This window comes from Streptomyces sp. NPDC006552 (assembly GCF_040611655.1).
Taxonomy (GTDB): Bacteria; Actinomycetota; Actinomycetes; order Streptomycetales; family Streptomycetaceae; genus Streptomyces.
This window is the reverse complement of sequence record NZ_JBEXOS010000014.1, coordinates 105,644-128,136: the sequence shown is the minus strand read 5'-3', so window position 1 is coordinate 128,136 and position 22,493 is coordinate 105,644. Positions and strand designations below refer to the sequence as shown.

General features: G+C 71.8%; 21 protein-coding genes. 17 read left to right on the top strand and 4 right to left on the bottom strand.

Features of this window, described 5'->3' with window-relative positions; all coding sequences use genetic code 11:
* Positions 1–9: 9 nt before the first annotated feature.
* Complete coding sequence (locus tag ABZY33_RS11810) at positions 10–462, top strand: DUF2000 domain-containing protein (protein ID WP_356491358.1); 453 nt, start codon at positions 10–12, stop codon at positions 460–462.
* A 133-nt stretch (positions 463–595) separates the two neighbouring features.
* On the opposite strand, the gene ABZY33_RS11805 is transcribed toward ABZY33_RS11810, so the two are convergent.
* On the bottom strand, positions 596–799 hold the full coding sequence (locus ABZY33_RS11805) for a cold-shock protein (protein WP_003948780.1): 204 nt from the start codon (positions 797–799) through the stop codon (positions 596–598).
* A gap of 291 nt (positions 800–1,090) precedes the next feature.
* On the opposite strand from ABZY33_RS11805, the gene ABZY33_RS11800 reads away from it, so the two are divergent.
* The 7 genes from ABZY33_RS11800 to ABZY33_RS11770 all read left to right on the top strand — a co-directional run bounded on the left by ABZY33_RS11800 (position 1,091) and on the right by ABZY33_RS11770 (position 10,266).
* On the top strand, positions 1,091–1,963 hold the full coding sequence (locus ABZY33_RS11800; protein WP_356491357.1) for a menaquinone biosynthesis protein: 873 nt from the start codon (positions 1,091–1,093) through the stop codon (positions 1,961–1,963).
* A 212-nt stretch (positions 1,964–2,175) separates the two neighbouring features.
* Positions 2,176–3,984: a protein kinase gene (locus ABZY33_RS11795; RefSeq protein ID WP_356491356.1), complete on the top strand. Its 1,809-nt coding sequence runs from the start codon at positions 2,176–2,178 to the stop codon at positions 3,982–3,984.
* On the top strand, positions 3,981–4,697 hold the full coding sequence (locus ABZY33_RS11790; protein ID WP_356491355.1) for a prepilin peptidase: 717 nt from the start codon (positions 3,981–3,983) through the stop codon (positions 4,695–4,697). The genes ABZY33_RS11795 and ABZY33_RS11790 overlap by 4 nt, the downstream gene beginning before the upstream one ends.
* Positions 4,698–4,755: 58 nt before the next feature.
* A complete protein-coding gene (gene mqnC / locus ABZY33_RS11785) occupies positions 4,756–5,955 on the top strand; it encodes a cyclic dehypoxanthinyl futalosine synthase (RefSeq protein WP_356491354.1) in 1,200 nt (399 codons plus the stop codon).
* 13 nt (positions 5,956–5,968) lie between these two features.
* On the top strand, positions 5,969–6,559 hold the full coding sequence (locus ABZY33_RS11780; RefSeq protein WP_356491353.1) for a hypothetical protein: 591 nt from the start codon (positions 5,969–5,971) through the stop codon (positions 6,557–6,559).
* A 327-nt stretch (positions 6,560–6,886) separates the two neighbouring features.
* Positions 6,887–7,576: a demethylmenaquinone methyltransferase gene (locus ABZY33_RS11775; RefSeq protein ID WP_356491352.1), complete on the top strand. Its 690-nt coding sequence runs from the start codon at positions 6,887–6,889 to the stop codon at positions 7,574–7,576.
* A 125-nt stretch (positions 7,577–7,701) separates the two neighbouring features.
* The gene (locus ABZY33_RS11770) at positions 7,702–10,266 is read left to right on the top strand and encodes a zinc-ribbon domain-containing protein (protein ID WP_356491351.1); all 2,565 of its coding nucleotides are present in this window, start codon (positions 7,702–7,704) and stop codon (positions 10,264–10,266) included.
* Here the strand turns inward: ABZY33_RS11770 and ABZY33_RS11765 are convergent.
* Positions 10,250–10,585: a PASTA domain-containing protein gene (locus ABZY33_RS11765; protein ID WP_356491350.1), complete on the bottom strand. Its 336-nt coding sequence runs from the start codon at positions 10,583–10,585 to the stop codon at positions 10,250–10,252. The genes ABZY33_RS11770 and ABZY33_RS11765 overlap by 17 nt on opposite strands.
* A gap of 144 nt (positions 10,586–10,729) precedes the next feature.
* Positions 10,730–11,233 (bottom strand): GNAT family N-acetyltransferase, encoded by a 504-nt coding sequence (locus ABZY33_RS11760; RefSeq protein WP_356491349.1) that lies wholly within the window; start codon positions 11,231–11,233, stop codon positions 10,730–10,732.
* 97 nt (positions 11,234–11,330) lie between these two features.
* Here ABZY33_RS11760 and ABZY33_RS11755 point away from each other — a divergent pair, with 97 nt between their 5' ends.
* Positions 11,331–12,623: a geranylgeranyl reductase family protein gene (locus ABZY33_RS11755; RefSeq protein ID WP_356491348.1), complete on the top strand. Its 1,293-nt coding sequence runs from the start codon at positions 11,331–11,333 to the stop codon at positions 12,621–12,623.
* 51 nt (positions 12,624–12,674) lie between these two features.
* The gene (locus ABZY33_RS11750) at positions 12,675–13,001 is read left to right on the top strand and encodes a putative quinol monooxygenase (RefSeq protein WP_356491347.1); all 327 of its coding nucleotides are present in this window, start codon (positions 12,675–12,677) and stop codon (positions 12,999–13,001) included.
* Positions 13,002–13,226: 225 nt separating this feature from the next.
* Here the strand turns inward: ABZY33_RS11750 and ABZY33_RS11745 are convergent, their stop codons facing one another.
* A complete protein-coding gene (locus ABZY33_RS11745) occupies positions 13,227–14,051 on the bottom strand; it encodes a C40 family peptidase (protein ID WP_356491346.1) in 825 nt (274 codons plus the stop codon).
* 677 nt (positions 14,052–14,728) lie between these two features.
* Between ABZY33_RS11745 and ABZY33_RS11740 the strand changes: the two genes are divergently transcribed.
* The 7 genes from ABZY33_RS11740 to ABZY33_RS11710 are packed head-to-tail and all read left to right on the top strand — an operon-like array spanning position 14,729 to position 22,489.
* On the top strand, positions 14,729–15,088 hold the full coding sequence (locus ABZY33_RS11740; RefSeq protein ID WP_007383963.1) for an NADH-quinone oxidoreductase subunit A: 360 nt from the start codon (positions 14,729–14,731) through the stop codon (positions 15,086–15,088).
* A gap of 35 nt (positions 15,089–15,123) precedes the next feature.
* The gene (locus ABZY33_RS11735; RefSeq protein ID WP_356491345.1) at positions 15,124–15,678 is read left to right on the top strand and encodes an NADH-quinone oxidoreductase subunit B family protein; all 555 of its coding nucleotides are present in this window, start codon (positions 15,124–15,126) and stop codon (positions 15,676–15,678) included.
* Positions 15,675–16,415, top strand: coding sequence for an NADH-quinone oxidoreductase subunit C (locus tag ABZY33_RS11730; RefSeq protein WP_356491344.1), 741 nt, complete (start codon positions 15,675–15,677; stop codon positions 16,413–16,415). The genes ABZY33_RS11735 and ABZY33_RS11730 overlap by 4 nt, the downstream gene beginning before the upstream one ends.
* Entirely contained in the window at positions 16,415–17,752 is a 1,338-nt protein-coding gene (locus tag ABZY33_RS11725; RefSeq protein ID WP_356491343.1) for an NADH-quinone oxidoreductase subunit D, read from the top strand. The genes ABZY33_RS11730 and ABZY33_RS11725 overlap by 1 nt, the downstream gene beginning before the upstream one ends.
* 44 nt (positions 17,753–17,796) lie before the next feature.
* A complete protein-coding gene (gene nuoE, locus ABZY33_RS11720) occupies positions 17,797–18,618 on the top strand; it encodes an NADH-quinone oxidoreductase subunit NuoE (protein WP_356491369.1) in 822 nt (273 codons plus the stop codon).
* Positions 18,618–19,985, top strand: coding sequence for an NADH-quinone oxidoreductase subunit NuoF (gene nuoF, locus ABZY33_RS11715; RefSeq protein ID WP_356491342.1), 1,368 nt, complete (start codon positions 18,618–18,620; stop codon positions 19,983–19,985). The genes nuoE and nuoF overlap by 1 nt, the downstream gene beginning before the upstream one ends.
* Positions 19,982–22,489, top strand: coding sequence for an NADH-quinone oxidoreductase subunit G (locus ABZY33_RS11710; RefSeq protein ID WP_356491341.1), 2,508 nt, complete (start codon positions 19,982–19,984; stop codon positions 22,487–22,489). The genes nuoF and ABZY33_RS11710 overlap by 4 nt, the downstream gene beginning before the upstream one ends.
* The last annotated feature ends 4 nt before the right edge of the window (positions 22,490–22,493 follow it).

Here is a 22,493-nt window from a genome sequence, read left to right as displayed (position 1 = left end):
TCTCAGAGCATGAGCACACAGACCCCCGACGACCAGGCCGGCCGGAGCCCCGTACGGTTCGACACCAAGATCGCCGTCCTGCTCCGGGACGACCTGGAGACCTGGCAGCGGCTGAACGTGACGGCGTTCCTGGTGAGCGGCCTCGGCACCGAGGCGCCCGAGGTGATCGGCGAACCGTACGCGGACGCGGACGGCACCCCGTACCTGCCGATGTTCCGGCAGCCGGTCCTGGTGTTCGAGGGGAGCAAGGAGGTGCTGACCGCGGCGCACGGCAAGGCGCTGCAACGGGCGCTGCCGCGGTCGGTCTTCACCTCGGACCTGTTCGCCACGGGCCACGACGCGGACAACCGGGCGGCGGTACGCGCGGTGGCCGCCGCCGGTCTCGACCTGGTGGGCCTGGCGGTGTACGGACCGCGCAACGCCGTGGACAAGGTCCTCAAGGGCGCGCGCATGCACGCGTGAACGAAGCGGGCGGGGCCAAGGGCAGGAGCCCCGTCTCACCCGGCCGACCGAGGTCGGCGGGGAGCGGGGCTCCTTGGGTACTGCGCTAGGTTCCGGATCAGCACACGGCCTGGGGCCGCGCGATCAGGAGAGATCAGGCGGGGGTGACGTTCTCCGCCTGCGGGCCCTTCGGACCCTGCGTGACGTCAAAGGTCACGGCCTGGTTCTCCTCGAGGGAGCGGAAGCCGTTCGCATTGATCGCCGAGTAGTGGACGAAGACGTCCGGGCCGCCGCCTTCCTGGGCGATGAATCCAAAGCCCTTTTCAGCGTTGAACCACTTCACGGTTCCGGTAGCCATAAGCCCTCCTATGGGCCAAAGGGTCGCCCTGCTCCAGAACCTGCAAATGCACTTGCGAACAACTGCAAAAGTCTGAATACGACGAGAGCCTGCGGTTACATGCTCCGCAGGCTCTGTACTGCAAGGGAAACCAAACTGCAACTTGCGGCGAGCTTAGCACGCAGGCAGCGGAAAGCAATAGGGGTCAAGATCACGTCACCCGGAGGTTTGACGGAGGCCCGTAGCGGGTCGGCCGGCACGGCCGCGAACCCGGAGCCTGCACCGTACCGCATGGGGTCTAGCCTCACCGATGTGGACAATTCTCCCGAGACTCCTCAGGCGGCGCGGCGCACCCGCCCGCGCGTCGGCCACATCCAGTTCCTGAACTGCCTGCCCCTGTACTGGGGCCTCGCCAGGACGGGTTCCCTCCTCGACTTCGAGCTCACGAAGGACACCCCGGAGAAGCTCAGCGAGCGGCTGGTCCAGGGCGACCTGGACATCGCGCCGATCACCCTCGTGGAATTCCTGAAGGCCGCCGACCAGCTGGTCGCCTTCCCCGACCTGGCGGTCGGCTGCGACGGCCCCGTCATGTCCTGCGTGATCGTCTCGCAGCTCCCCCTCGACCAGCTCGACGGGCGGCGCGTGGCGCTCGGTTCGACCTCCCGTACGTCGGTCCGGCTGGCGCAGCTGCTGCTGGCCGAGCGGATCGGGGTGCGCCCCGAGTACTACACGTGCCCGCCGGACCTGGGCCTGATGATGCAGGACGCGGAGGCGGCCGTACTGATCGGGGACGCGGCGCTGCGGGCCAACCTGCACGACGCCCCGCGCCTCGGCCTTCAGGTGCACGACCTGGGGGCCATGTGGAAGGAGTGGACGGGGCTGCCGTTCGTCTTCGCCGTGTGGGCGGCGCGCAAGGAGTACGCCGAGCGCGAGCCGGTCATCACGCGCCAGGTGCACGAGGCGTTCCTGCGGTCGCGGGACGTGTCCCTGGAGGAGGTCACCAAGGTGGCCGAACAGGCGGCGCGCTGGGAGGTCTTCGACGAGGGCGTTCTGGAGGAGTACTTCACCACGCTCGACTTCCGCTTCGGTGCGGCGCAGCTGGAAGGCGTCACGGAGTTCGCGCGGCGCACCGGAGCGACCACCGGCTTTCCCGCGGACGTACGGGTCGAACTGCTCACCGGCTGACCCTTTTGCCGGACCCGCGCCGAATTCGGCGGGGCGGGCGGTGCAATTGCGGTGAACACCCGGGCGGAATTCGGCGGGGCCGGTACGAAATCACCGTGAACACCCGGCATTCCAGCCGTCGGACTACGCTGCTGTGCCGAGGCGACGCGCATCGCGCGTTCGGGGGACGCGCACCGCGCGTACCGGGGCAGAGCTCGGGGGAGGTTCACGGGATGCAGCCGCTTGAGGCCGACGACCCGGCGACAGTGGGTCCCTACCGGCTCCTCGGCCGGCTCGGGCACGGCGGCATGGGCCGGGTGTACCTGGGCCGCAGCGCCGGCGGGCGGACGGTCGCCGTGAAGGTGGTGCACCCGCACTTCGCGCTGGACGAGGAGTTCCGGGCCCGGTTCCGGCGCGAGGTGGCGGCGGCGCGGCGGGTCGGCGGGGCGTGGACCGCGCCGGTGCTCGACGCCGACCCGGGCGCGCGGGTGCCGTGGGTGGCGACGGGGTACGTCGCGGGCCCGTCCCTGGCGCAGGCCGCGGGGCCGGGCGGCGCGGCCGGCGACGAGACCGGCGCGGCGCGGAGCGCCCGGGCGCTGCCCGAACACTCCGTGCGCGTCCTGGGCGCGGGCCTCGCGGAGGCGCTGACCGCGGTGCACGGGCTCGGCCTGGTGCACCGGGACGTGAAGCCCTCGAACGTGCTGCTCACGGTGGACGGGCCGCGGCTCATCGACTTCGGCATCGCCCGCGCCACCGACAACACGGCGTCGCTGACCTCCACCGGCGTCTCCGTCGGCTCCCCCGGCTACATGGCGCCCGAGCAGATCCTCGGCCAGGGGGTCACCGGCGCGGCGGACGTGTTCTCGCTCGGCGCGGTCCTGGTCTACGCGGCGACCGGCGACTCCCCCTTCCGCGGCGACTCCTCCGCGGCCCTGCTCTACAAGGTCGTCCACGAGGAGCCCGAACTCGGCGCGCTGACCGGCGACGTACGGGAGGTGGCGGCGGCCTGCCTGGCGAAGGAGGCGGCCGCACGGCCCACGCCCGAGGAGGTCGCCCGGCGGCTCGCGCCCGAGGGGGCGGCCCGGCTCGTCGCGGCGGGCTGGCTGCCCGGCGCCCTGGTGGAGCAGGTGTCACGCAGCGCGGTGCGGCTCCTGGATCTGGAGGGCGCCCCGGCGGCCGCGCCGGTCTCGGGGCCGGTCGGCTTCAGCAGCCCCTCGGTGAGCGGGGGCCCGGCCCCGGCGGGCGTCTTCGGGCCGCCCGACCCGGGATACGCGGCGGGTACGGCGACTGCGGCCGGGACGGCGGGCCCGGGGCGCGCGGCGGACACGGCGGGCCCGGGTTACGCGGCCGCGTCGTCGCAGTCCGGCCCGGCCGCCCCGCTGCCGCCCGTCCCGGACAGGGCCCCGTCCGCCCCGGGCGGGGAGCCGCCGGACTCTCCGCCGGGCCGCTTCTCCGTCTCGGTGTCGGCGGCCTCGACGCCCGCGTCGGGCGACGGCCGCGGCCGCCGGCTGAGCTGCTCGGTGGCGCTGGCGGTGGCGGGCGCGCTGGCGGCGGTCACGGTCGGCGGGGTGATCGTCGTGAACATGCTGCCGGACGGTTCCCACCACACCGGAGCGGGCGCGGACCCCTCGACCTCGGCCCCACCCATGGGCTCTGCCCCGCCCACGGCCTCGGCCGGGCCACCGGGGGCGGCGGACGTGCCGGCGTTCTACCTGGGGGGGTGGAACGGCCCGGCCGTCCAGGCGGGCATCCCCTTCGGCACGTTCCGGGTCGACGTGAAACAGGCCCGCCTGGGCGGCCGGCTCGGCACGGTGACCTCGACCGACCCGCTGGGCATCCGCTGTGTCGACGTCCTCACGCTGAAGTCCGCCGACGGCAAGAGCCTCGTGGCCAAGGGCGCGGCGGCGCCGGACAACCCGGGCACCTGCGCCCAGGGGGACCACACCGTGCGCCTCACACGCGACGGCGAGGCCCTGAAGTACACCTCGCAGTACCCGCAGGCGGGCAACCCCACCGCCGACCTCGCGCGGGTACCGCGATGACCTGGAGCCCCTCGCCCCTGGCGCTGGCCCTGCTCGCCGCGGTGTGGGGCGCTGCCGCGGGACTCCTGCTGCCGCGCCCCGCCTACCGCCTCTCCGTGGAGCCGGAGGAGCCGTGGCGGGCGGTGGACCCCGGGGGGCGGCCGATCCGCGGCTGGCTCGGGACGGCCCGGTACGGGCCGAGCACCACCGTCCTCACCGCCTGCACCGCGCTCGTCTGCGCCCTGCTGGCCGCGGCCACCGGCACCCGCCCCGAACTGGGGGCCTGGCTGCTGCTCGCACCGCTCGGGGTGCTCCTCGCCACCGTCGACCTCGCCGTGCACCGGCTGCCGGACGTGCTCACGATGACGCTGGCCGGGCTCGCCCTGCTCACCCTCGCCGCCGCGGCCGCGCTGCCCGGACCCGGCGGCTCCTGGCGCGGCGCGCTGCTCGGCGCGGCCGGCCTCGGCGGCGGCTACCTGGTCCTGCTGCTCCTCTACCCGCCGGGCATCGGCTTCGGGGACGTGAAGCTGGCGCTCGGACTCGGCGCGGCGCTCGGCTGGTACGGGTGGGGCGTGCTCTTCCTCGGGGCGTTCGCGGGGGTGTGTCTCAACGGCCTGTACGCCGGCGTCCTCGTGGCCACCCGGCGCGCGGGCCGCGGGTCCGAGCTGCCGTTCGGCCCGTTCATGCTCGTCGGGGCCTGCGCGGGGGTTCTGCTGGGGGCTCTGGCGGCCTGACGTACGCTGAGACGGTCCGCCCTGATTTTGTTCAGAACCTCCGAAAGGGGCACGCCCGGTGACCGAGAAGGCCGCGCTGCAGTCCATCCTCGACCGTGCCGCCGCCGGTGGGCGGATCACCCCGCAGGAGGCCGTCGCCCTCTACCGAGACGCTCCGCTGCACGCGCTGGGCGCCGCGGCCGACGCGATCCGCCGCCGCAAGTACGCGGGGATCGAGCACATCGCGACGTACATCATCGAGCGGAACATCAACTACACGAACGTGTGCGTGACCGCGTGCAAGTTCTGTGCCTTCTACGCCGCCCCGAAGGACACCAAGAAGGGCTGGTCCCGCGACCTCGACGACATCCTGCGCCGCTGCGCGGAGACGATCGAGCTGGGCGGAACGCAGATCATGTTCCAGGGCGGGCACCACCCGGACTACGGGGTGGAGTACTACGAGGAGCACTTCTCCGCGATCAAGAAGGCGTACCCGCAGCTCGTCATCCACAGCCTGGGGGCGAGCGAGGTCGAGCACATGGCGCGGATCTCCAAGGTGTCGGTGGAGGAGGCGATCCAGCGCATCCACGCGGCCGGGCTCGACTCGTTCGCCGGGGCCGGCGCCGAGCTGCTGCCCGAGCGCCCGCGCAAGGCGATCGCCCCGCTGAAGGAGTCCGGCGAGCGGTGGCTGGAGATCATGGAGGCCGCGCACAAGCTGGGCGTCGAGTCGACCTCCACGATGCTGATGGGCACCGGGGAGACGAACGCCGAGCGCATCGAGCACCTGCGCATGATCCGCGACGTACAGGACCGCACGGGCGGCTTCCGCGCCTTCATCCCGTACACGTACCAGCCGGAGAACAACCACCTCAAGGGCCGTACGCAGGCCACGCTCTTCGAGTACCTGCGGATGATCGCGATCGCCCGGATCTTCCTGGACAACGTGCAGCACATCCAGGGCTCGTGGCTGACCACCGGCAAGGAGGTCGGCCAGCTCTCCCTGCACTACGGCGCCGACGACCTCGGCTCGATCATGCTGGAGGAGAACGTCGTCTCCTCCGCCGGTGCCAAGCACCGCTCCAACCGCATGGAGATCATCGAGCTGATCCGCAAGGCGGGCCGCGTCCCTGCGCAGCGCGCCACCACGTACGAGCACCTCGTCGTCCACGACGACCCGGCGAACGACCCCGTCGACGAGCGGGTCATGTCGCACATCTCGTCCACCGCGATCGACGGCGGGACGGCCCACCCCGAGCTGAAGCTCGTCGCCACCAACTGAGGCCGCCGCCCCCGTGCTGACCCTTCACGTCACCGCCGAGACCTCCGTCCTGGTCGACGGGGCCTACGTCAGGGCGGTCGGCCCGGACGAGGAACTGGCCGCCGCCGCCCCGCAGGCGCGGGTGCGGCGCTGGCCCGGCATCCTCACGCCCGGGCTCCTCAACCCGTACGGGCCGGAGATTCTGGAACACACGTACCACCCCGATCCGCGCGAGGCCGGCACGTACGGGACGGCGCCGATCGGCGGGGAGCGGGCCCGGGAGATCTTCCGGAGAGATCCCGGGGCACTGGGGGCGAGTGCGCGGCGCGGGGTGCAGCGGTTGTTCGCGCACGGGACGGTGGCGCTGGGCGGGGAGCTGCGGGCCAAGCCGGTCCTTGAGGTGGCGCGGCGCTCCGGGCTGGTGTTCGGTGCGCGGCCCGAGCGGTTGCCGGGGCCGGTGTCCTTGTCGCCGAGGCCGTTGATCCTGCTGCCGGGGCTCGTGGTGGGCGGGCCCGCGCGGTTCGCGGTCTTCGATGTGGGGGATCGGGCGGAGCTTGTGCGGTTGGGGGCCGGTACGTGTGTGGCTACGGTGATCGGTGGACGCCTCCTGTACCGGGGCCGCTGACCCGGGCCTGCCCTTCGTCCGCGCCCCTTGATGGGTAGTTGTCCGGCTGTCCGGCCGGTGGGGGCTGGTCGCGCAGTTCCCCGCGCCCCTGGGGGGCTTGCGGCTTCGCCGCTGCCCCCCAGGGGCGCCCGATGAGACGGCGCACGAAGTGCGCATCCCAGGGGCGCGGGGAACTGCGCGAGAAGCCCCACGGCGGGACAGCCGGACAACTACCCAGGGGCGCGGGGAACTGCGCAACCGCCCCCACCCGGCCGCAAAGGATCAAAAGGGGCCCCGGGGCCGGTCCCGGTCGCCCGGAGGGGGGTGGCGTGCTGCCACAATGGAGACGTGACCCGCGCATCCTTGGACAAGCAGCCGCACGAAGTCGCCTCGATGTTCGACGACGTGGCGGAGAAGTACGACCTCACCAACGACGTGCTGTCCCTGGGACAGGCCCGGCTGTGGCGCAAGGAGGTCGCGAAGGCGGTCGCCGCCCGCCCGGCGCAGAAGATCCTCGACCTGGCCGCCGGCACCGCCACCTCCTCGCAGCCCTTCGCGCAGGCAGGCGCGTACGTCGTCCCCTGCGACTTCTCGCTCGGCATGCTCCGGGTCGGCAAGCGCCGCCACCCCTGGATGCCGTTCACCGCGGGCGACGGCACGAAGCTGCCGTTCAAGGACGACACGTTCGACGCGGTGACGATCTCCTTCGGGCTGCGCAACATCCAGGACACCGACCAGGCGCTGCGCGAGCTGTACCGCGTCACCAAGCCCGGCGGCCGCGTCGTCATCTGCGAGTTCAGCCACCCGACGTGGACCCCGTTCCGCACGGTCTACACCGAGTACCTGATGCGCGCCCTGCCGCCGGTCGCGCGCGCCGTCTCCTCGAACCCGGACGCGTACGTCTACCTCGCCGAGTCGATCCGCAGCTGGCCCGCCCAGCCCGAGCTGGCGGCCCGCCTCCAGGGCGCGGGCTGGCAGAAGGTGGCCTGGCGCGACCTCACCGGCGGCATCGTCGCGCTGCACCGCGGTATCAAGTAAGTCCCGTTCCCGGTATCGCAGTTGACGGGAACCAGGGCGCGGCGAAGATGAGTCCGTTGATTACGTGGTGACGTCCGGTGACGGAGCGTCACCCGCTCGTCCCCGGATCATCACGGAGCACGCCGATGCCGTCCTTCTGCCCGCACTGTGGAGCCGAGGCTCCCGAAGAGGCCCACTTCTGCATGAGTTGCGGGCGGGAACGGTCCCCGGCGCCGCCCCCACCCGAGACGCCCCCGCCCCCCGCCTACGCCCCGGGCCCCGCTCGGCCCTCGGCCGCCGGCCAGTTCCTCGGGCGCGCGCTGCGCGGCGACTGGGCCGGGGCGGCGCAGGCCGCGCTGTGGCCGGTCGGAGTGGTCCTGATCGCCGCGCTCGCCCTCGCCGTCCCCTCGTACGGGCAGGACTCCGACGACGTCGTCGTCGGCTTCGCGGACCGGCTGCGCATCGCGCTCGCCGTGCTGCTCCAGGGCCTCGGCGGCAGCCTGGAGGTCTCCGGCGGCGGGTCCGGCGGCTCGCCCTTCGGAGGCGGCTACGACTCCGGCCCGTCCGGCTCCGCGTCGGTCTCGGTGATCCCGCTCCTGGTGACCGTGGTGTGGATCGCGGCGCTCGTCATCGGCGTACGGATGCTGCGTACGCGCCTGTACGCGCGGATCGTGCCCGGATCACCGGGCGGCGCGGCCGGCGGGAGCGCGGGCCTCGAAGCGGCGGTACGGGTCGCCCTGTTGGTGGCCGGCGCGACGCTGGTGCCGGCGCTGTTCGGGCAGCCCGGGATCGAGGGCGTCGAGCTGTCCACGGCGCCGTTCCTGACCACGCTGTGGACGCTGCTGCTCGCGCTCGCGGTGGCCGGGGGAGTGCTGCACGGCGACGACCTGACGTACCGGGTCGCGCAGGCCCGGCCGGGCCTGCGCCTGACGGTCCGGGCCTTCGGCACCGCGGTACGCGCCATGGGCTGGGTGCTGCTCGTCGCCGCGGTCCTCGGCTGGATCGGGCTCGCGGTCTTCGGCGGGGACGGCGGGTCGAGCCCGTCCGAACTCGCCGACTCCTCCGACTTCGACGGCTCGGACGCGGCGGCGCTCGGCGTCTTCCTGATGCTGCTGCCCAACCTCGCCGTCGCCGTCCTCGGCCTGTGCTGGGGCGCGCCGCTGGAGGCGGAGGGCCGCGGCTCGTCGTCGTTCGGCGGCGGTGGCTATGAGAAGGAGTCGTTCGGCCTGTCCCGGCTCGGCGACCAGCTCGGTTCCGGGGCCCTGGTCTACGCCCTCGCGGTCGGCCTGGTCTGCGCCCTGGTCATGGGGGTGCTGGTGGCGCGGCGCTCGCTCGACCGGCGTGAGCAACTCCTCGCCGCGGGCTTCTTCTTCGGCCTGTTCCTGCTGCTCGCCGGGGTCGGCGGCGCCGGCGCGGAGTTCGCGGGCGACCTCGACTTCTTCGGCAGCGGGTCGGGCCGGATCGAGGTGGGGCTCAGCGTGCCGGACGCGCTGCTCTTCGGGCTGCTGTGGATCGGCGGCGCGGCGTTCCTCGCGCCGTATCTGCTGCGCCTGGCCGGGGTCGCCACCTGGGTCGTCCCGGCCCCGCACCCGGCACTGCCCGGCGCGGCGCCCCTGCCGGGCGCTCCCGCGCTACCGGGTCACGCCCCCACGATCACCCTCGGCACCCTGCCACCCCCACCGGACCGCGCCCCGACGACACCGGGCCCGGCGGGCCCCATCGACCAAACCCCGGCGGCACACCACCCGGACAGGGCCGACGGCCAGACCCCGGCGGCGCACCACCCCGACGGGGAAGGGGGCCAGGCCCCGGGGACGTTCCACCCCGAGGCGGCCCCGCAGGCGGCTTCGGTCCCGGTGGCGTACTCCCCGACCGAGGTCTCCGGCCCGGCGGCCACGCCGGGTCAGCCCCAGGACCCGGCGGCGCCGTACCCCGCCGCTGTCACCCCGGAGCACGCCCCCTACCCGTACGCCCCCAGCGCCTACACCCTCACCCCGGCGCCCGAGCAGCCGCGCCGCGCCGGGGTCTGGGTGGCCACCGTCGTCGGCGCGCTCGTCATCGGCGGCGGCGCGGCGGCCGGGGTGCTGCTGCTCCAGGACGACGGCGACGGCACGAAGGGCGCCGGGGACGCGCGCCCGGGCGCGAGCCGGTCCGGCCCGCAGAGTCCGGCCGGCTCCCAGGGACCGGGCCCGGCCCCGGCCGCGACGCCCACGCCGACGGCGCCGTCCGCCGCGCCCACCGGCACGCCCCGGGTCCCGGCCGGCTACCACCAGGTCTTCGACGAACAGGGCTTCTCCTTCGCCATCCCGGACGCCTGGTACCGCGTCGACGTCTCGAACGGCAGCCAGACCACGTACGCGGGCAGCACCGGCATGGAGAAGTACGTCGTCGGCGTCATCCCGAACGCCGACTACACGTCGCACGAGAACCTCCTCGCCATGGAGAAGCACCTCAAGGAGGACAAGAAGAAGACGGGCTACCGGCGCATCGTCCTGGACACCAACACCTTCCAGGGCATCCAGGGCGCCCGCTGGGAGTACACGTACGAGAACGAGGCCGGGCAGACCGTGCACGGCATCGACCAGTCGTACATCGCCGCCGACGGCACCGAGTACACGATCTTCCTGACGGGCAAGGAGGACCTCTGGCCCGACCTGGCCGGCACGTACCAGGTCGGTCTGGACTCCTGGCGGCTCACGGACACGGAGTGAACGGCTCGGCCGGTTCGTCCAGTTCCCGGCGCAGCCCCCCGCCGCGCGGGCCCGGCTCACGCGGCACGCGCACGCCCCCGCCGCCCTCGCCCGCACCGAGGTCGAACCAGACGGTGACCGTCGCGTCCCGCGGGACCTCGGTGCCGGGTGGCGGGTACTGGCGCACCACGTAGTCGACGGTCGTCTGCGCGAAGTCGGGCCGGTCGGGGGCGGCGAGCCGCAGGCCGTGGCCCGCGGCCGCGCCGCGCGCGTCGACCGCCATCAGACCGACCAGTTTCGGAACCCGGACTTCCGGTGGGTGCTCGGGAAGTATGTGCACAGAGGCCACCTCCAGGAGGTACCGGAAGGGTAGCCCGGCCCGGGGGCACGCGAAACGGCCGCGTACGGAGTCACGACGTCCCGGGCCGCCGACTCCCCTACGAGCAACCGGCCCCGCTCCTGTCGCACAAGGTCACCGCTCCTGTCACAGCTCCAGCCGGAAACAGTGCCCCCGCCGCCCCGACGGCGTCACGAACGTCTCCGCCAGCTCCATGCCGAGCCGCCGGGTCACCGCGATCGAACGTTCGTTGAGCGCGTCGACCATCGCGACGACACCGGTGACGCCCGCGGCCCGGACCCGCTCCAGCGTGCCGAGCGCCGCGGCCGTCGCGTACCCCTTGCCCCAGGACGCGCGGCCGAGCCGCCAGCCGATCTCGATCTGGCCGGTCGGGCCCCACGGGCGGTCCCACGGCTGCGCGCCGGTGAACCCGATGACCTGCCCGGCCCCGTCCGTCATCGTCCACAGGCAGAAGCCGCGCTCGGCGTCGTGCCGGCGCTGGCGCGCGGTCAGCTCCTCGTACACCGACAGTTCGGCCGGGGCACCTCCGTGGAACTCCATGACGTCGGGGTCGTCGAAGACCCGGTGCCAGGCGAAGGCGTCCTCGTGGGTGGGGACGCGCAGATCCACGGCGGGCAGGACTCGACTCATGGGCTGGCCCTTCGGCTGGGTGATCGGTACCGCTGAATAGACTGCCCATGTCCGTGCCGCACGGCACACCCTTTTCGAGCCTCGGGGAGAACCCGCCGTGACCGAACCGAAGACCCTCTCCGAATACAGCGCAGACGTGATCGTCGTCGGAGCCGGTCCCGCCGGTTCGACGACCGCCTACTACCTCGCGAAGGCGGGGCTCGACGTCCTGCTTCTGGAGAAGACCGCGTTCCCGCGCGAGAAGGTCTGCGGTGACGGTCTGACGCCGCGCGCCACCAAGCAGCTGGTCTCCATGGGCATCGACATCTCCGAAGAGGCGGGCTGGCTGCGCAACAAGGGCCTGCGCATCATCGGCGGCGGCGTCCGCCTCCAGCTGGACTGGCCGGATCTCGCCAGCTACCCGGACTACGGCCTGGTCCGCAAGCGCGACGACTTCGACGAGCAGCTCGCGCGCCAGGCGCAGAAGGCGGGCGCGCGACTGTACGAGCGGTGCAACGTGGGCGCGCCGATCGTCGACGACCGCACCGGCCGCATCACCGGCGTGCACGCCAAGCTGGGCGACGAGAAGACCGAGGTCACCTTCCACGCCCCGCTGGTCGTCGCCGCCGACGGCAACTCCACGCGCCTGTCCCTCGCGATGGGTCTGCACCGGCGCGAGGACCGGCCGATGGGCGTCGCGGTGCGCACGTACTTCACCTCGCCCCGCCACGACGACGACTACCTGGAGTCCTGGCTGGAGCTGTGGGACCGGCGCGGCCCGGGCGAGGACCGGCTCCTTCCCGGCTACGGCTGGATCTTCGGCATGGGCGACGGTACGTCGAACGTGGGGCTCGGCATCCTCAACTCCTCCAAGGCGTTCAAGGAACTGGACTGGCGCGAGGTCCTCAAGGCGTGGTGCGCCTCGATGCCGGCGGACTGGGGCTACACCCCGGAGAACATGACGATGCCGATCCGCGGCGCGGCCCTGCCGATGGCCTTCAACCGCCAGCCGCACTACACCAAGGGGCTGCTGCTCGTCGGTGACGCGGGCGGCCTGGTCAACCCGTTCAACGGCGAGGGCATCGCGTACGCCATGGAGTCCGGCCAGATCGCGGCGGACGTCATCGTGCAGGCCCACGCGCGCGCCACCCCCGCCCAGCGCGAACTGGCGCTGCAGAACTACCCGAAGACGCTCAAGGAGACCTACGGCGGCTATTACACGCTGGGCCGCGCCTTCGTGAAGGTCATCGGCAACCCGAAGATCATGAAGATCGCGACGCAGCGCGGCCTGAGCCACCCGATCCTGATGAAGTTCACCCTGAAGATGCTGGCGAACCTCACGGACCCGATGGGCGGCGACGCGATGGACCGCATCATCAACGGCCTGAGCAAGGTGGCGCCGAAGGCCTAGATGCGTGGGCCCGGATTGGCTGGGCCCGGTGGCTCGGGGCAGGGTGGAGGCATGATTTTCATCGCTGTGAAGTTCACCGTCCGTCCCGAGCACGCCGATTCCTGGCTGAAGCGGACCGCCGCGTTCACCGAGGCGACCCGCGCCGAGGAGGGCAACCTCTTCTTCGACTGGTCGCGCGGGGTCGAGGACCCGAACCAGTTCGTCCTCCTGGAGGGGTTCCGGGACGGCGAGGCGGGCGCGGCGCACGTCGCCTCCGACCACTTCAAGGCGGGCCTCGCGACCATGGCCCCGCTCATCGCCACCACCCCCGAGATCATCAACGCCGACATCCCGAACGAGGGCTGGGGCGCGATGGGGGAGCTGTCCCCGCAGGGCTGAGCCGGCCCGTGATGTACCTGTGACGCGTCCGCGGGCAACGACCGGCCCGCGCCGCGGAGTCGACGGGGCCTCGCCGTCGTCGTCCTGGGGCTCGGCACCGCGGTCGTCCTTGTGATGCGGCGCAGGAGCGCCCGGCACACCGCCTGACACCGCCCCTGAGACGCGCGAAGGCCGCCGCGACCCGTATCCGGGGCCGCGGCGGCCTTCGCCGTACGTACGAGCGCTCTAGAGGGCGCGCACGGCACCGCTGGCCGGGTAGCCGGACAGGTCCTGGATGACGACGCCCTTGGAGGGGTTGGCGGCGTCCAGGTACTGGCCGTTGCCGATGTAGACACCGACGTGGTACGCCGAGCCCGCGCCACCCCAGTAGAGGATGTCGCCGACCGCGAGGTTGGAGAGTGAGACCGAGGTGCCGAAGGTCGACTGCTCCTGGGAGGTGCGCGGCAGGTCCACGCCGGCCTGCTTGAAGGCGGCCTGGACGAGGCCGGAGCAGTCCCACGAGTTGGGGCCCGTGCCGCCCATCACGTACGCGTCGCCGACCTGGGCCTGGAGGAAGCTGATGACGGCGCCGACGGAGCCGCTGGCCGGGGCGGCCGCGGTGGTGGTCGTGGCGGAGGAGGAGGCGGCGGACAGCGTGGTGCGCTCGCTGGAGCGGGAGGCGGCCTGCTGGGCGGCCTCGCGCTCGGCCTTCTCCTTGGCGGCGGCCTCGGCCTTCTTCTTGGCCTCCGCCTTCTTCTCGGCGGCGACCTGGTCCTTCTTGGCCTGGTCGGCCGCCTTGGCGAACGCCTCGTCGCGCTCGGCCTGCAACTGGTAGTTGGCCGCGGCCTGCTGGGTGGCGTCCGCGGAACGGGCGACCTGCGAGGAGAGGTCGGTGGTGAGCGTGGGCAGCTCGATGGTCTGCGTCACGGGCTCGGCAGCGTTCGCCGCACCGGACGCACCAGCCACGGCGAGGGTGCTGAGAACGCCACCGGTGACTCCGGCGCGCAGGGCCAGCTTCGAGGCGCTGCGACGGGGCTTCCGGTGGCTGGGTATGTGAGCGGTGTGGGACATGAGTACAACCGCTATCAGGGCTTCACGGTTCCCTTCAAGAAACGTGTGGTGCGCCACAGTTGTGAAGCCGCGGCGTGAATCCCGGGCGTGACGGCCCTTATTGACGCCGTAACGGGCAATACGGACAGCGACGTTCAGGGCTGTGATCACGCTGTTTTCGCAATTCGTCCGAATTGCCCGACGCCTACCACTCGTTGACACCGATGGCCAAGCCCGGTTTCCGTGACGATCTTCCGCGCGTGACGCAGGTCACAACCACCCCCTAGGGGACGGCCCTGTGTCCACTTCCGTCCACACCTCTCCCTCCGACGTGTGAACGGCGTCCACTATCAGCCACGCGCGTCCAGCGCCAATTTGCCCGCACGGACCGCCTCTTGATAGTGCGACACGGCTCCGACCAGCCACGATGCGACAAGTTGTCACCACTGGTGATCACTCAGGCGCTTCGAGTGTGAAGATCACCGCTCATCCGACTTCATGATCCTTCGTCAGGTGGTGGAGATCACAAAGTAGTTGGCGTACCCCGTGTCGCAGATCACAGAGCACCGGGCATAGGATGCGGGGCAAGTTGGGCTTGTGACCTGCTTCACATGTAAGCGATCTTCGACCGTTTGCGGGGAGCGGTGCGAGCCCGTGACCGCCATGCAGTCAGTGCCGACTGAGAGGAGCGAGGAGCGGTGAACGCGTATGCGCCCATCCTCGTACTGGGAGCCCTCGGGGCAGGCTTTGCGATCTTCTCCGTGGTCATGGCCACGCTTATCGGTCCAAAGCGGTACAACCGAGCCAAGCTAGAGGCCTATGAGTGCGGGATCGAGCCGACCCCGACGCCGGCCGGTGGCGGGCGCTTCCCCATCAAGTACTACCTGACGGCGATGCTCTTCATCGTCTTCGACATCGAGATCGTCTTCCTCTATCCCTGGGCCGTCACCTTCGACGCCCTGGGCGTTTTCGGGCTCGTGGAGATGCTGCTCTTCGTGCTCACCGTCTTCGTCGCGTACGCGTACGTATGGCGGCGCGGCGGCCTGGAATGGGACTGAGCCCCTTATAGGGGAGGACCGGGAGCCACAGACCAATGGGACTCGAAGAAAAGCTGCCGAGCGGATTCATCCTGAGCACCGTCGAGCAGGCCGCGGGCTGGGTGCGCAAGTCGTCCGTCTTTCCCGCCACGTTCGGCCTCGCGTGCTGCGCCATCGAGATGATGACGACGGGTGCGGGCCGCTACGACCTGGCGCGGTTCGGCATGGAGGTGTTCCGCGGCTCGCCCCGCCAGGCGGACCTGATGATCGTCGCGGGCCGGGTGAGCCAGAAGATGGCCCCCGTCCTGCGGCAGGTCTACGACCAGATGCCCAACCCCAAGTGGGTCATCTCCATGGGGGTCTGCGCGTCGTCCGGCGGGATGTTCAACAACTACGCGATCGTGCAGGGCGTCGACCATGTCGTCCCGGTCGACATCTATCTGCCCGGCTGCCCGCCCCGGCCCGAGATGCTGATGGACGCGATTCTCAAGCTCCATCAGAAGATCCAGTCCTCCAAGCTCGGCGTGAACGCCGAGGAGGCGGCCCGCGAGGCGGAGGAAGCGGCGCTCAAGGCGCTCCCGACGATCGAGATGAAGGGGCTGCTGCGGTGAGTGACGCGCAGAACGACGGGGTCAACCCCGAGAAGGACCTGGAGGCCGCCAACCTCCCGGGGCAGCGCGGCGACCAGGGCGAGGAGATCCGCGTCCAGCGCGGCATGTTCGGCGCGAACAACGGCGGCGACACCTCCGGGTACGGCGGACTCGTCCGCTCGATCCGGCTGCCCGGCGAGTCCGCCCGCCCCTACGGCGGCTACTTCGACGAGGTCGCCGACGAGCTGGAGGGCGCCCTGGAGGAACAGGGCCTCGTCCCGGCCAACGCGATCGGCAGGACGGTCGTCGACCGCGGCGAGCTGACCTTCCACATCGAGCGCGAGCACCTGCTCCGCGTCGCCCGCACGCTGCGGGACGACCCGGCCCTGCGCTTCGAGCTGTGCACGGGGGTGAGCGGTGTGCACTACCCCGGCGACAAGGGCCGGGAGCTGCACGCCGTCTACCACCTGCGCTCGATCACCCACGGCCGGCTGATCCGCCTCGAAGTCTCCCTGCCCGACGCCGACCCGCACATCCCGTCCCTGGTCACGGTCTACCCGACCAACGACTGGCACGAGCGCGAGGCTTACGACTTCTTCGGCATCGTCTTCGACGGCCACCCCGCGCTGACGCGGATCATGATGCCGGACGACTGGCAGGGCTTCCCGCAGCGCAAGGACTACCCGCTCGGCGGCATCCCCGTCGAGTACAAGGGCGCCCAGATCCCGGCTCCGGACCAGCGGAGGTCGTACAGCTGATGACCACTCCCCACGCGCAGGACCACTTCTCGTCGGCGCGCGCGACCACCGAAGGGACCGTCTACACGGTCACCGGCGGCGACTGGGACGACGTCGTCCAGTCCGCCGCCAAGTCCGACGACGAGCGCATCATCGTCAACATGGGCCCCCAGCACCCGTCCACGCACGGCGTGCTGCGGCTGATCCTGGAGATCGACGGCGAGACGGTGACCGAGGCCCGCTGCGGCATCGGCTACCTGCACACGGGCATCGAGAAGAACCTCGAGTACCGCACGTGGACGCAGGGCACCACGTTCGTGACGCGCATGGACTACCTGACGCCGTTCTTCAACGAGACGGCCTACTGCCTCGGCGTCGAGAAGCTCCTCGGCATCGAGGACGAGATCCCCGACCGCGCCAGCATCATCCGGGTCCTGCTCATGGAGCTGAACCGGATGTCCTCGCACCTGGTCTGCATCGCCACCGGCGGCATGGAACTCGGCGCGACCACGATCATGATCTACGGCTTTCGTGATCGTGAACTCATTCTCGACCTCTACGAGCTCATCACCGGCCTGCGCATGAACCACGCGTACGTCCGGCCCGGCGGACTCGCCCAGGACCTGCCGCCCGGCGCGGTGGACCAGCTCCGCGAGTTCGTGAAGAAGATGAAGAAGAACCTCCCGGAGTACGACAAGCTCGCCACCGGGAACCCCATCTTCAAGGCCCGTATGCAGGACGTCGGCCACCTCGACCTCGCGGGCTGCATGGCCCTCGGCGCCACCGGCCCGATCCTGCGCTCCGCCGGCCTGCCGCACGACCTGCGCAAGACGGACCCGTACTGCGGCTACGAGAACTACGACTTCGAGGTCCCGACCGCCGACACCTGCGACTCCTACGGACGCTTCCTGATCCGCCTGGAGGAGATGCGCCAGTCGCTGCGCATCGTCGAGCAGTGCCTGGACCGGCTCGCCCCGGGCCCGGTCATGGTCGGCGACAAGAAGATCGCCTGGCCCGCCCAGCTGTCCCTCGGGCCGGACGGACTCGGCAACTCGCTCGACCACATCAAGAACATCATGGGCACCTCCATGGAGGCCCTCATCCACCACTTCAAGCTGGTGACCGAAGGCTTCCGCGTCCCGCCGGGACAGGCGTACACCGCCGTGGAGTCGCCCAAGGGCGAGCTGGGCGTGCACGTCGTCTCCGACGGCGGCACCCGCCCCTTCCGGGTCCACTTCCGCGACCCGTCCTTCACCAACCTTCAGGCCATGGCGGCGATGTGCGAGGGCGGCCAGGTCGCCGACGTCATCGTCGCCGTCGCGTCCATCGACCCCGTGATGGGAGGCGTCGACCGGTGACCACCACTCCCACGGATTCCTCGGGGCAGGGCGTCAGCCTGGGCATGCCCCAACTGCCCGCGCCCGCTTACCCGGACGACGTCCGCGCCCGCCTGGAGAGCGACGCGAAGGAGATCATCTCCCGCTACCCCGGCTCCCGCTCGGCGCTGCTCCCGCTGCTCCACCTCGTGCAGGCGGAGGAGGGGCACGTCACCCGCACCGGCATGCAGTTCTGCGCGGACGTGCTCGGCCTGACCACCGCCGAGGTCACGGCCGTCGCGACCTTCTACTCCATGTACCGGCGCTCGGCCGGCGGCGACTACCAGGTCGGCGTCTGCACCAACACCCTGTGTGCCGTGATGGGCGGCGACGCCATCTTCGAGACGCTCCAGGAGCACCTCGCCGTCGGCAACGGCGGCACCACGGACGACGGCAAGATCACGCTCGAACACATCGAGTGCAACGCGGCCTGCGACTTCGCCCCCGTGGTGATGGTCAACTGGGAGTTCTTCGACAACCAGACCCCGGAGTCCGCCAAGCGCCTCGTCGACGACCTGCGCGCCGGAGCGGAGGTGTCGCCCACCCGGGGCGCCCCCTTGTGCACCTTCAAGGAGACCGCGCGCATCCTGGCCGGCTTCCCCGACGAGCGCGAGGGCGCCGTCGAGGCGAGCGGCAGCGCCGGACCCGCCTCCCTGATCGGGCTCCGGCTCGCCAAGGGCGAGACGCAGCCCGCGCGCGTGGTCCACCCGCGCTCGGAGACCGTCGAGGACGGGACACCGCACGAGCCGTCACCCAGCGAGCACCTGAGCTCGCACGACGCACCGCAGGACACGTCGGCTTCCGACCCGTCCCACCCAGCGGGTCCCGCCGCCGAGGAGGGGGAGTGATGACCTTGGCAGCCGAGATCGACAACAACGACACCAGCCCGGAGAAGGTGCTCGCACCGGTCCTTTCCGCCTTCTGGGACGAGGACAAGTCCTGGTCTTTGGATGTGTACCGCCGGCACGACGGATACGAGGGGCTGCGCAAGGCCCTCGCGATGGAGCCGGACGATCTCATCGCCTATGTGAAGGACGCGGGGCTTCGCGGGCGTGGTGGCGCCGGGTTCCCGACCGGGATGAAGTGGCAGTTCATCCCGCAGGGAGACGGCAAACCGCACTATCTGGTTGTCAACGCCGACGAATCGGAGCCGGGGACCTGTAAGGACATCCCGCTCCTCTTCGCGAACCCGCACAGCCTCATCGAGGGCATCGTGATCGCCTGTTACGCGATCCGTTCCGCGCACGCGTTCATCTACCTGCGCGGTGAAGTGGTCCCCGTCCTGCGGCGGTTGCACGAGGCCGTGCGCGAGGCCTACGCCGCGGGGTACCTCGGGCGGGACATCCTCGGGTCCGGTCTCGACCTTGAACTCACCGTGCACGCCGGCGCGGGCGCGTACATCTGTGGTGAGGAGACCGCACTCCTGGACTCGCTCGAAGGCAGGCGTGGTCAGCCGCGACTGCGTCCCCCCTTCCCTGCCGTCGCGGGCCTCTACGCGTGCCCCACTGTGGTGAACAACGTCGAGTCCATCGCGTCGGTTCCCGCGATCCTCAACCGGGGCAAGGACTGGTTCCGGTCGATGGGCAGCGAGAAGTCACCCGGCTTCACGCTCTACTCGCTCAGCGGCCACGTCGCCTCGCCCGGCCAGTACGAGGCCCCGCTCGGGATCACGCTGCGCCAGCTCCTCGACATGAGCGGCGGCATCCGCCCCGGCCACCGGCTCAAGTTCTGGACCCCGGGCGGCAGTTCGACCCCGATGTTCACCGAGGAGCACCTCGACGTGCCCCTCGACTACGAGGGCGTCGGCGCCGCCGGCTCGATGCTCGGCACCAAAGCGCTCCAGTGCTTCGACGAGACGACCTGCGTCGTGCGCGCGGTCACGCGGTGGACCGAGTTCTACGCCCACGAGTCCTGCGGCAAGTGCACGCCGTGCCGCGAAGGGACGTACTGGCTCGTCCAGCTGCTCCGCGACATCGAGGCCGGCAAGGGCACCCTGGCCGACCTCGACAAGCTGAACGACATCGCCGACAACATCAACGGCAAGTCGTTCTGCGCCCTCGGCGACGGCGCCGCCTCGCCGATCTTCTCCTCGCTCAAGTACTTCCGCGACGAGTACGAGCAGCACATCACGGGCAAGGGCTGCCCCTTCGATCCGGCCCGCTCGACGCTCTGGGCGGACGGGACCGACCAGCACCGCACGGAGGTGAACGCATGACCGTCACGACCAGCGCTCCCTCCGGGGGCGGCGAGGCGGCGGGGCCGTCGAAGGCCGTCGAAGAAACAGTCTCGCTGACGATCGACGGCATCGGGATCAGCGTGCCCAAGGGCACCCTGGTCATCCGGGCCGCCGAACAGCTCGGCATCGAGATCCCCCGGTTCTGCGACCATCCGCTCCTCGACCCGGCCGGCGCCTGCCGCCAGTGCATCGTGGAGGTGGAGGGCCAGCGCAAGCCGATGGCCTCCTGCACCATCACCTGCACCGACGGCATGGTGGTCAAGAGCCACCTCACCTCACCCGTCGCCGAGAAGGCGCAGCACGGCGTGATGGAGTTGCTGCTCATCAACCACCCGCTGGACTGCCCGGTCTGCGACAAGGGCGGTGAGTGCCCGCTGCAGAACCAGGCGATGTCGCACGGACAGTCCGACTCGCGCTTCGAGGGCAAGAAGCGCACCTACGAGAAGCCGGTGCCGATCTCCTCCCAGGTGCTGCTCGACCGCGAGCGGTGCGTGCTCTGCGCGCGCTGCACCCGGTTCTCGAACCAGATCGCGGGCGACCCGATGATCGAGCTGATCGAGCGCGGCGCGCTCCAGCAGGTCGGCACGGGCGAGGGCGACCCCTTCGAGTCGTACTTCTCCGGGAACACGATCCAGATCTGCCCGGTCGGCGCGCTGACCTCGGCGGCCTACCGGTTCCGCTCCCGCCCCTTCGACCTGGTGTCGTCGCCGTCGGTGTGCGAGCACTGCGCCGGGGGCTGCGCGACCCGCACCGACCACCGGCGCGGCAAGGTGATGCGCCGCCTCGCGGCCAACGACCCCGAGGTCAACGAGGAGTGGGTCTGCGACAAGGGCCGGTTCGGCTTCCGGTACGCGCAGCGGCCGGACCGGCTGACGACGCCGCTGGTGCGGGACGCCGAGTCCGGCGCCCTGCGCGCCGCGTCCTGGCCCGAGGCGCTGGAGACCGCCGCCCGCGGGCTCCAGGCGGCGCGCGGCCGCGCCGGGGTGCTCACCGGCGGCCGGCTGACGGTCGAGGACGCCTACGCGTACAGCAAGTTCGCGCGCGTCGCCCTCGCCACGAACGACATCGACTTCCGCGCGCGCGTGCACAGCAGCGAGGAGGCCGACTTCCTGGCCGCGCGCGTCGCGGGCCGCGGCCGTGACCTGGACGGCAGCGGAGTCACGTACACGAAGCTGGAGAAGGCGCCCGCGGTGCTCCTCGTCGGCTTCGAGTCGGAGGAGGAGGCGCCCGGCGTCTTCCTCAAGCTCCGCAAGGCCTGGCGGAATCACGGGCAGCGGGTCTTCTCGCTCGCCACGCATGCGACGCGCGGCCTGGAGAAGGCGGGCGGCACGCTGCTGCCCGCCGCGCCCGGCACCGAGACCGAGTGGCTGGACGCGCTCGCCTCCGGCGTCGGGCTGGAGGACGCGGGCACGGGCGTCGCCGAGGCGCTGCGCGCCGAGGGCGCCGTGCTGATCGTCGGCGAGCGGCTCGCGGCCGTCCCCGGCGGCCTGACCGCGGCGGTACGCGTCGCGGCGGCGACCGGCGCCGAGCTGGTGTGGATCCCGCGCCGGGCCGGTGAGCGCGGCGCCGTGGAGGCGGGCGCGCTGCCGTCGCTGCTGCCGGGCGGCCGTCCGGCGACCGACCCGCGCGCGCGGGACGAGGTCGCCGCCGCCTGGGGGGTCGCCGAACTGCCGCACCGCTACGGGCGCGACACCGGCCAGATCGTCGAGGCCGCCGCCACCGGCGAGCTGCGGGCCCTGGTCGTGGCGGGCGTCGAGCTCGCCGACCTGCCGGACCCGGCACGCGCGCGTGAGGCGCTGCACGAGGCCGGTTTCCTGGTCTCCCTGGAGCTGCGGCCCAGCGAGGTCACCGAGCACGCGGACGTCGTGCTCCCGGTGGCCGCGGTCGCGGAGAAGGCGGGCACGTTCCTCAACTGGGAGGGGCGCGCGCGGATGTTCGAGGCCGCGCTCAAGCCGGACCAGATGACGCGCCGGGTCGCGCCCACGGACGCGCGCGTGCTGCAGATGCTGGCCGACGCCATGGACGTCCACCTGGGGCTGCCGGACCTGCGCGCCGCGCGCGGGGAGCTGGACCGGCTGGGCAACTGGGACGGGCCGCACGCGACCGGGCCGCTGGAGACCGGCGCGCAGCCGCCGCGTCCGGCCGCGGGCGAGGCCGTCCTCGCCGGGCACCGGCTCCTGCTCGACCAGGGCCGTCTCCAGGACGGCGACGAGGCGCTCGCCGGTACGCGGCACGCCGCCCACGCGCGCGTGTCCGCCGCCACCGCCGCCGAGCTGGGGGTGAAGGACGGCGACCTGCTGGCCGTCACCGGTCCCGCGGGCGCGCTCGCGCTGCCGCTGGAGGTCACGCCGATGCCGGACCGCGTGGTGTGGCTGCCGCTCAACTCGGCGGGCGGCGGCGTCGCTTCGGACACCGGCGCCGTCCCCGGCGACCTGGTGAAGATCGGCCCGGCGCTCGCCGCGGCCCCGGAGGTGCAGTCATGAGCCC

What these genes read in the sequence shown, in the direction of transcription:
- ABZY33_RS11810 (WP_356491358.1), top strand. Translation starts at nt 10, where the DNA reads ATGAGCACACAGACCCCCGACGACCAGGCCGGCCGGAGCCCCGTACGG.
- ABZY33_RS11805 (WP_003948780.1), bottom strand. Translation starts at nt 799, where the DNA reads ATGGCTACCGGAACCGTGAAGTGGTTCAACGCTGAAAAGGGCTTTGGA.
- ABZY33_RS11795 (WP_356491356.1), top strand. Translation starts at nt 2,176, where the DNA reads ATGCAGCCGCTTGAGGCCGACGACCCGGCGACAGTGGGTCCCTACCGG.
- ABZY33_RS11790 (WP_356491355.1), top strand. Translation starts at nt 3,981, where the DNA reads ATGACCTGGAGCCCCTCGCCCCTGGCGCTGGCCCTGCTCGCCGCGGTG.
- ABZY33_RS11770 (WP_356491351.1), top strand. Translation starts at nt 7,702, where the DNA reads ATGCCGTCCTTCTGCCCGCACTGTGGAGCCGAGGCTCCCGAAGAGGCC.
- ABZY33_RS11760 (WP_356491349.1), bottom strand. Translation starts at nt 11,233, where the DNA reads ATGAGTCGAGTCCTGCCCGCCGTGGATCTGCGCGTCCCCACCCACGAG.
- ABZY33_RS11750 (WP_356491347.1), top strand. Translation starts at nt 12,675, where the DNA reads ATGATTTTCATCGCTGTGAAGTTCACCGTCCGTCCCGAGCACGCCGAT.
- ABZY33_RS11745 (WP_356491346.1), bottom strand. Translation starts at nt 14,051, where the DNA reads ATGTCCCACACCGCTCACATACCCAGCCACCGGAAGCCCCGTCGCAGC.
- ABZY33_RS11735 (WP_356491345.1), top strand. Translation starts at nt 15,124, where the DNA reads ATGGGACTCGAAGAAAAGCTGCCGAGCGGATTCATCCTGAGCACCGTC.
- ABZY33_RS11725 (WP_356491343.1), top strand. Translation starts at nt 16,415, where the DNA reads ATGACCACTCCCCACGCGCAGGACCACTTCTCGTCGGCGCGCGCGACC.
- nuoE (WP_356491369.1), top strand. Translation starts at nt 17,797, where the DNA reads ATGCCCCAACTGCCCGCGCCCGCTTACCCGGACGACGTCCGCGCCCGC.
- nuoF (WP_356491342.1), top strand. Translation starts at nt 18,618, where the DNA reads ATGACCTTGGCAGCCGAGATCGACAACAACGACACCAGCCCGGAGAAG.
- ABZY33_RS11710 (WP_356491341.1), top strand. Translation starts at nt 19,982, where the DNA reads ATGACCGTCACGACCAGCGCTCCCTCCGGGGGCGGCGAGGCGGCGGGG.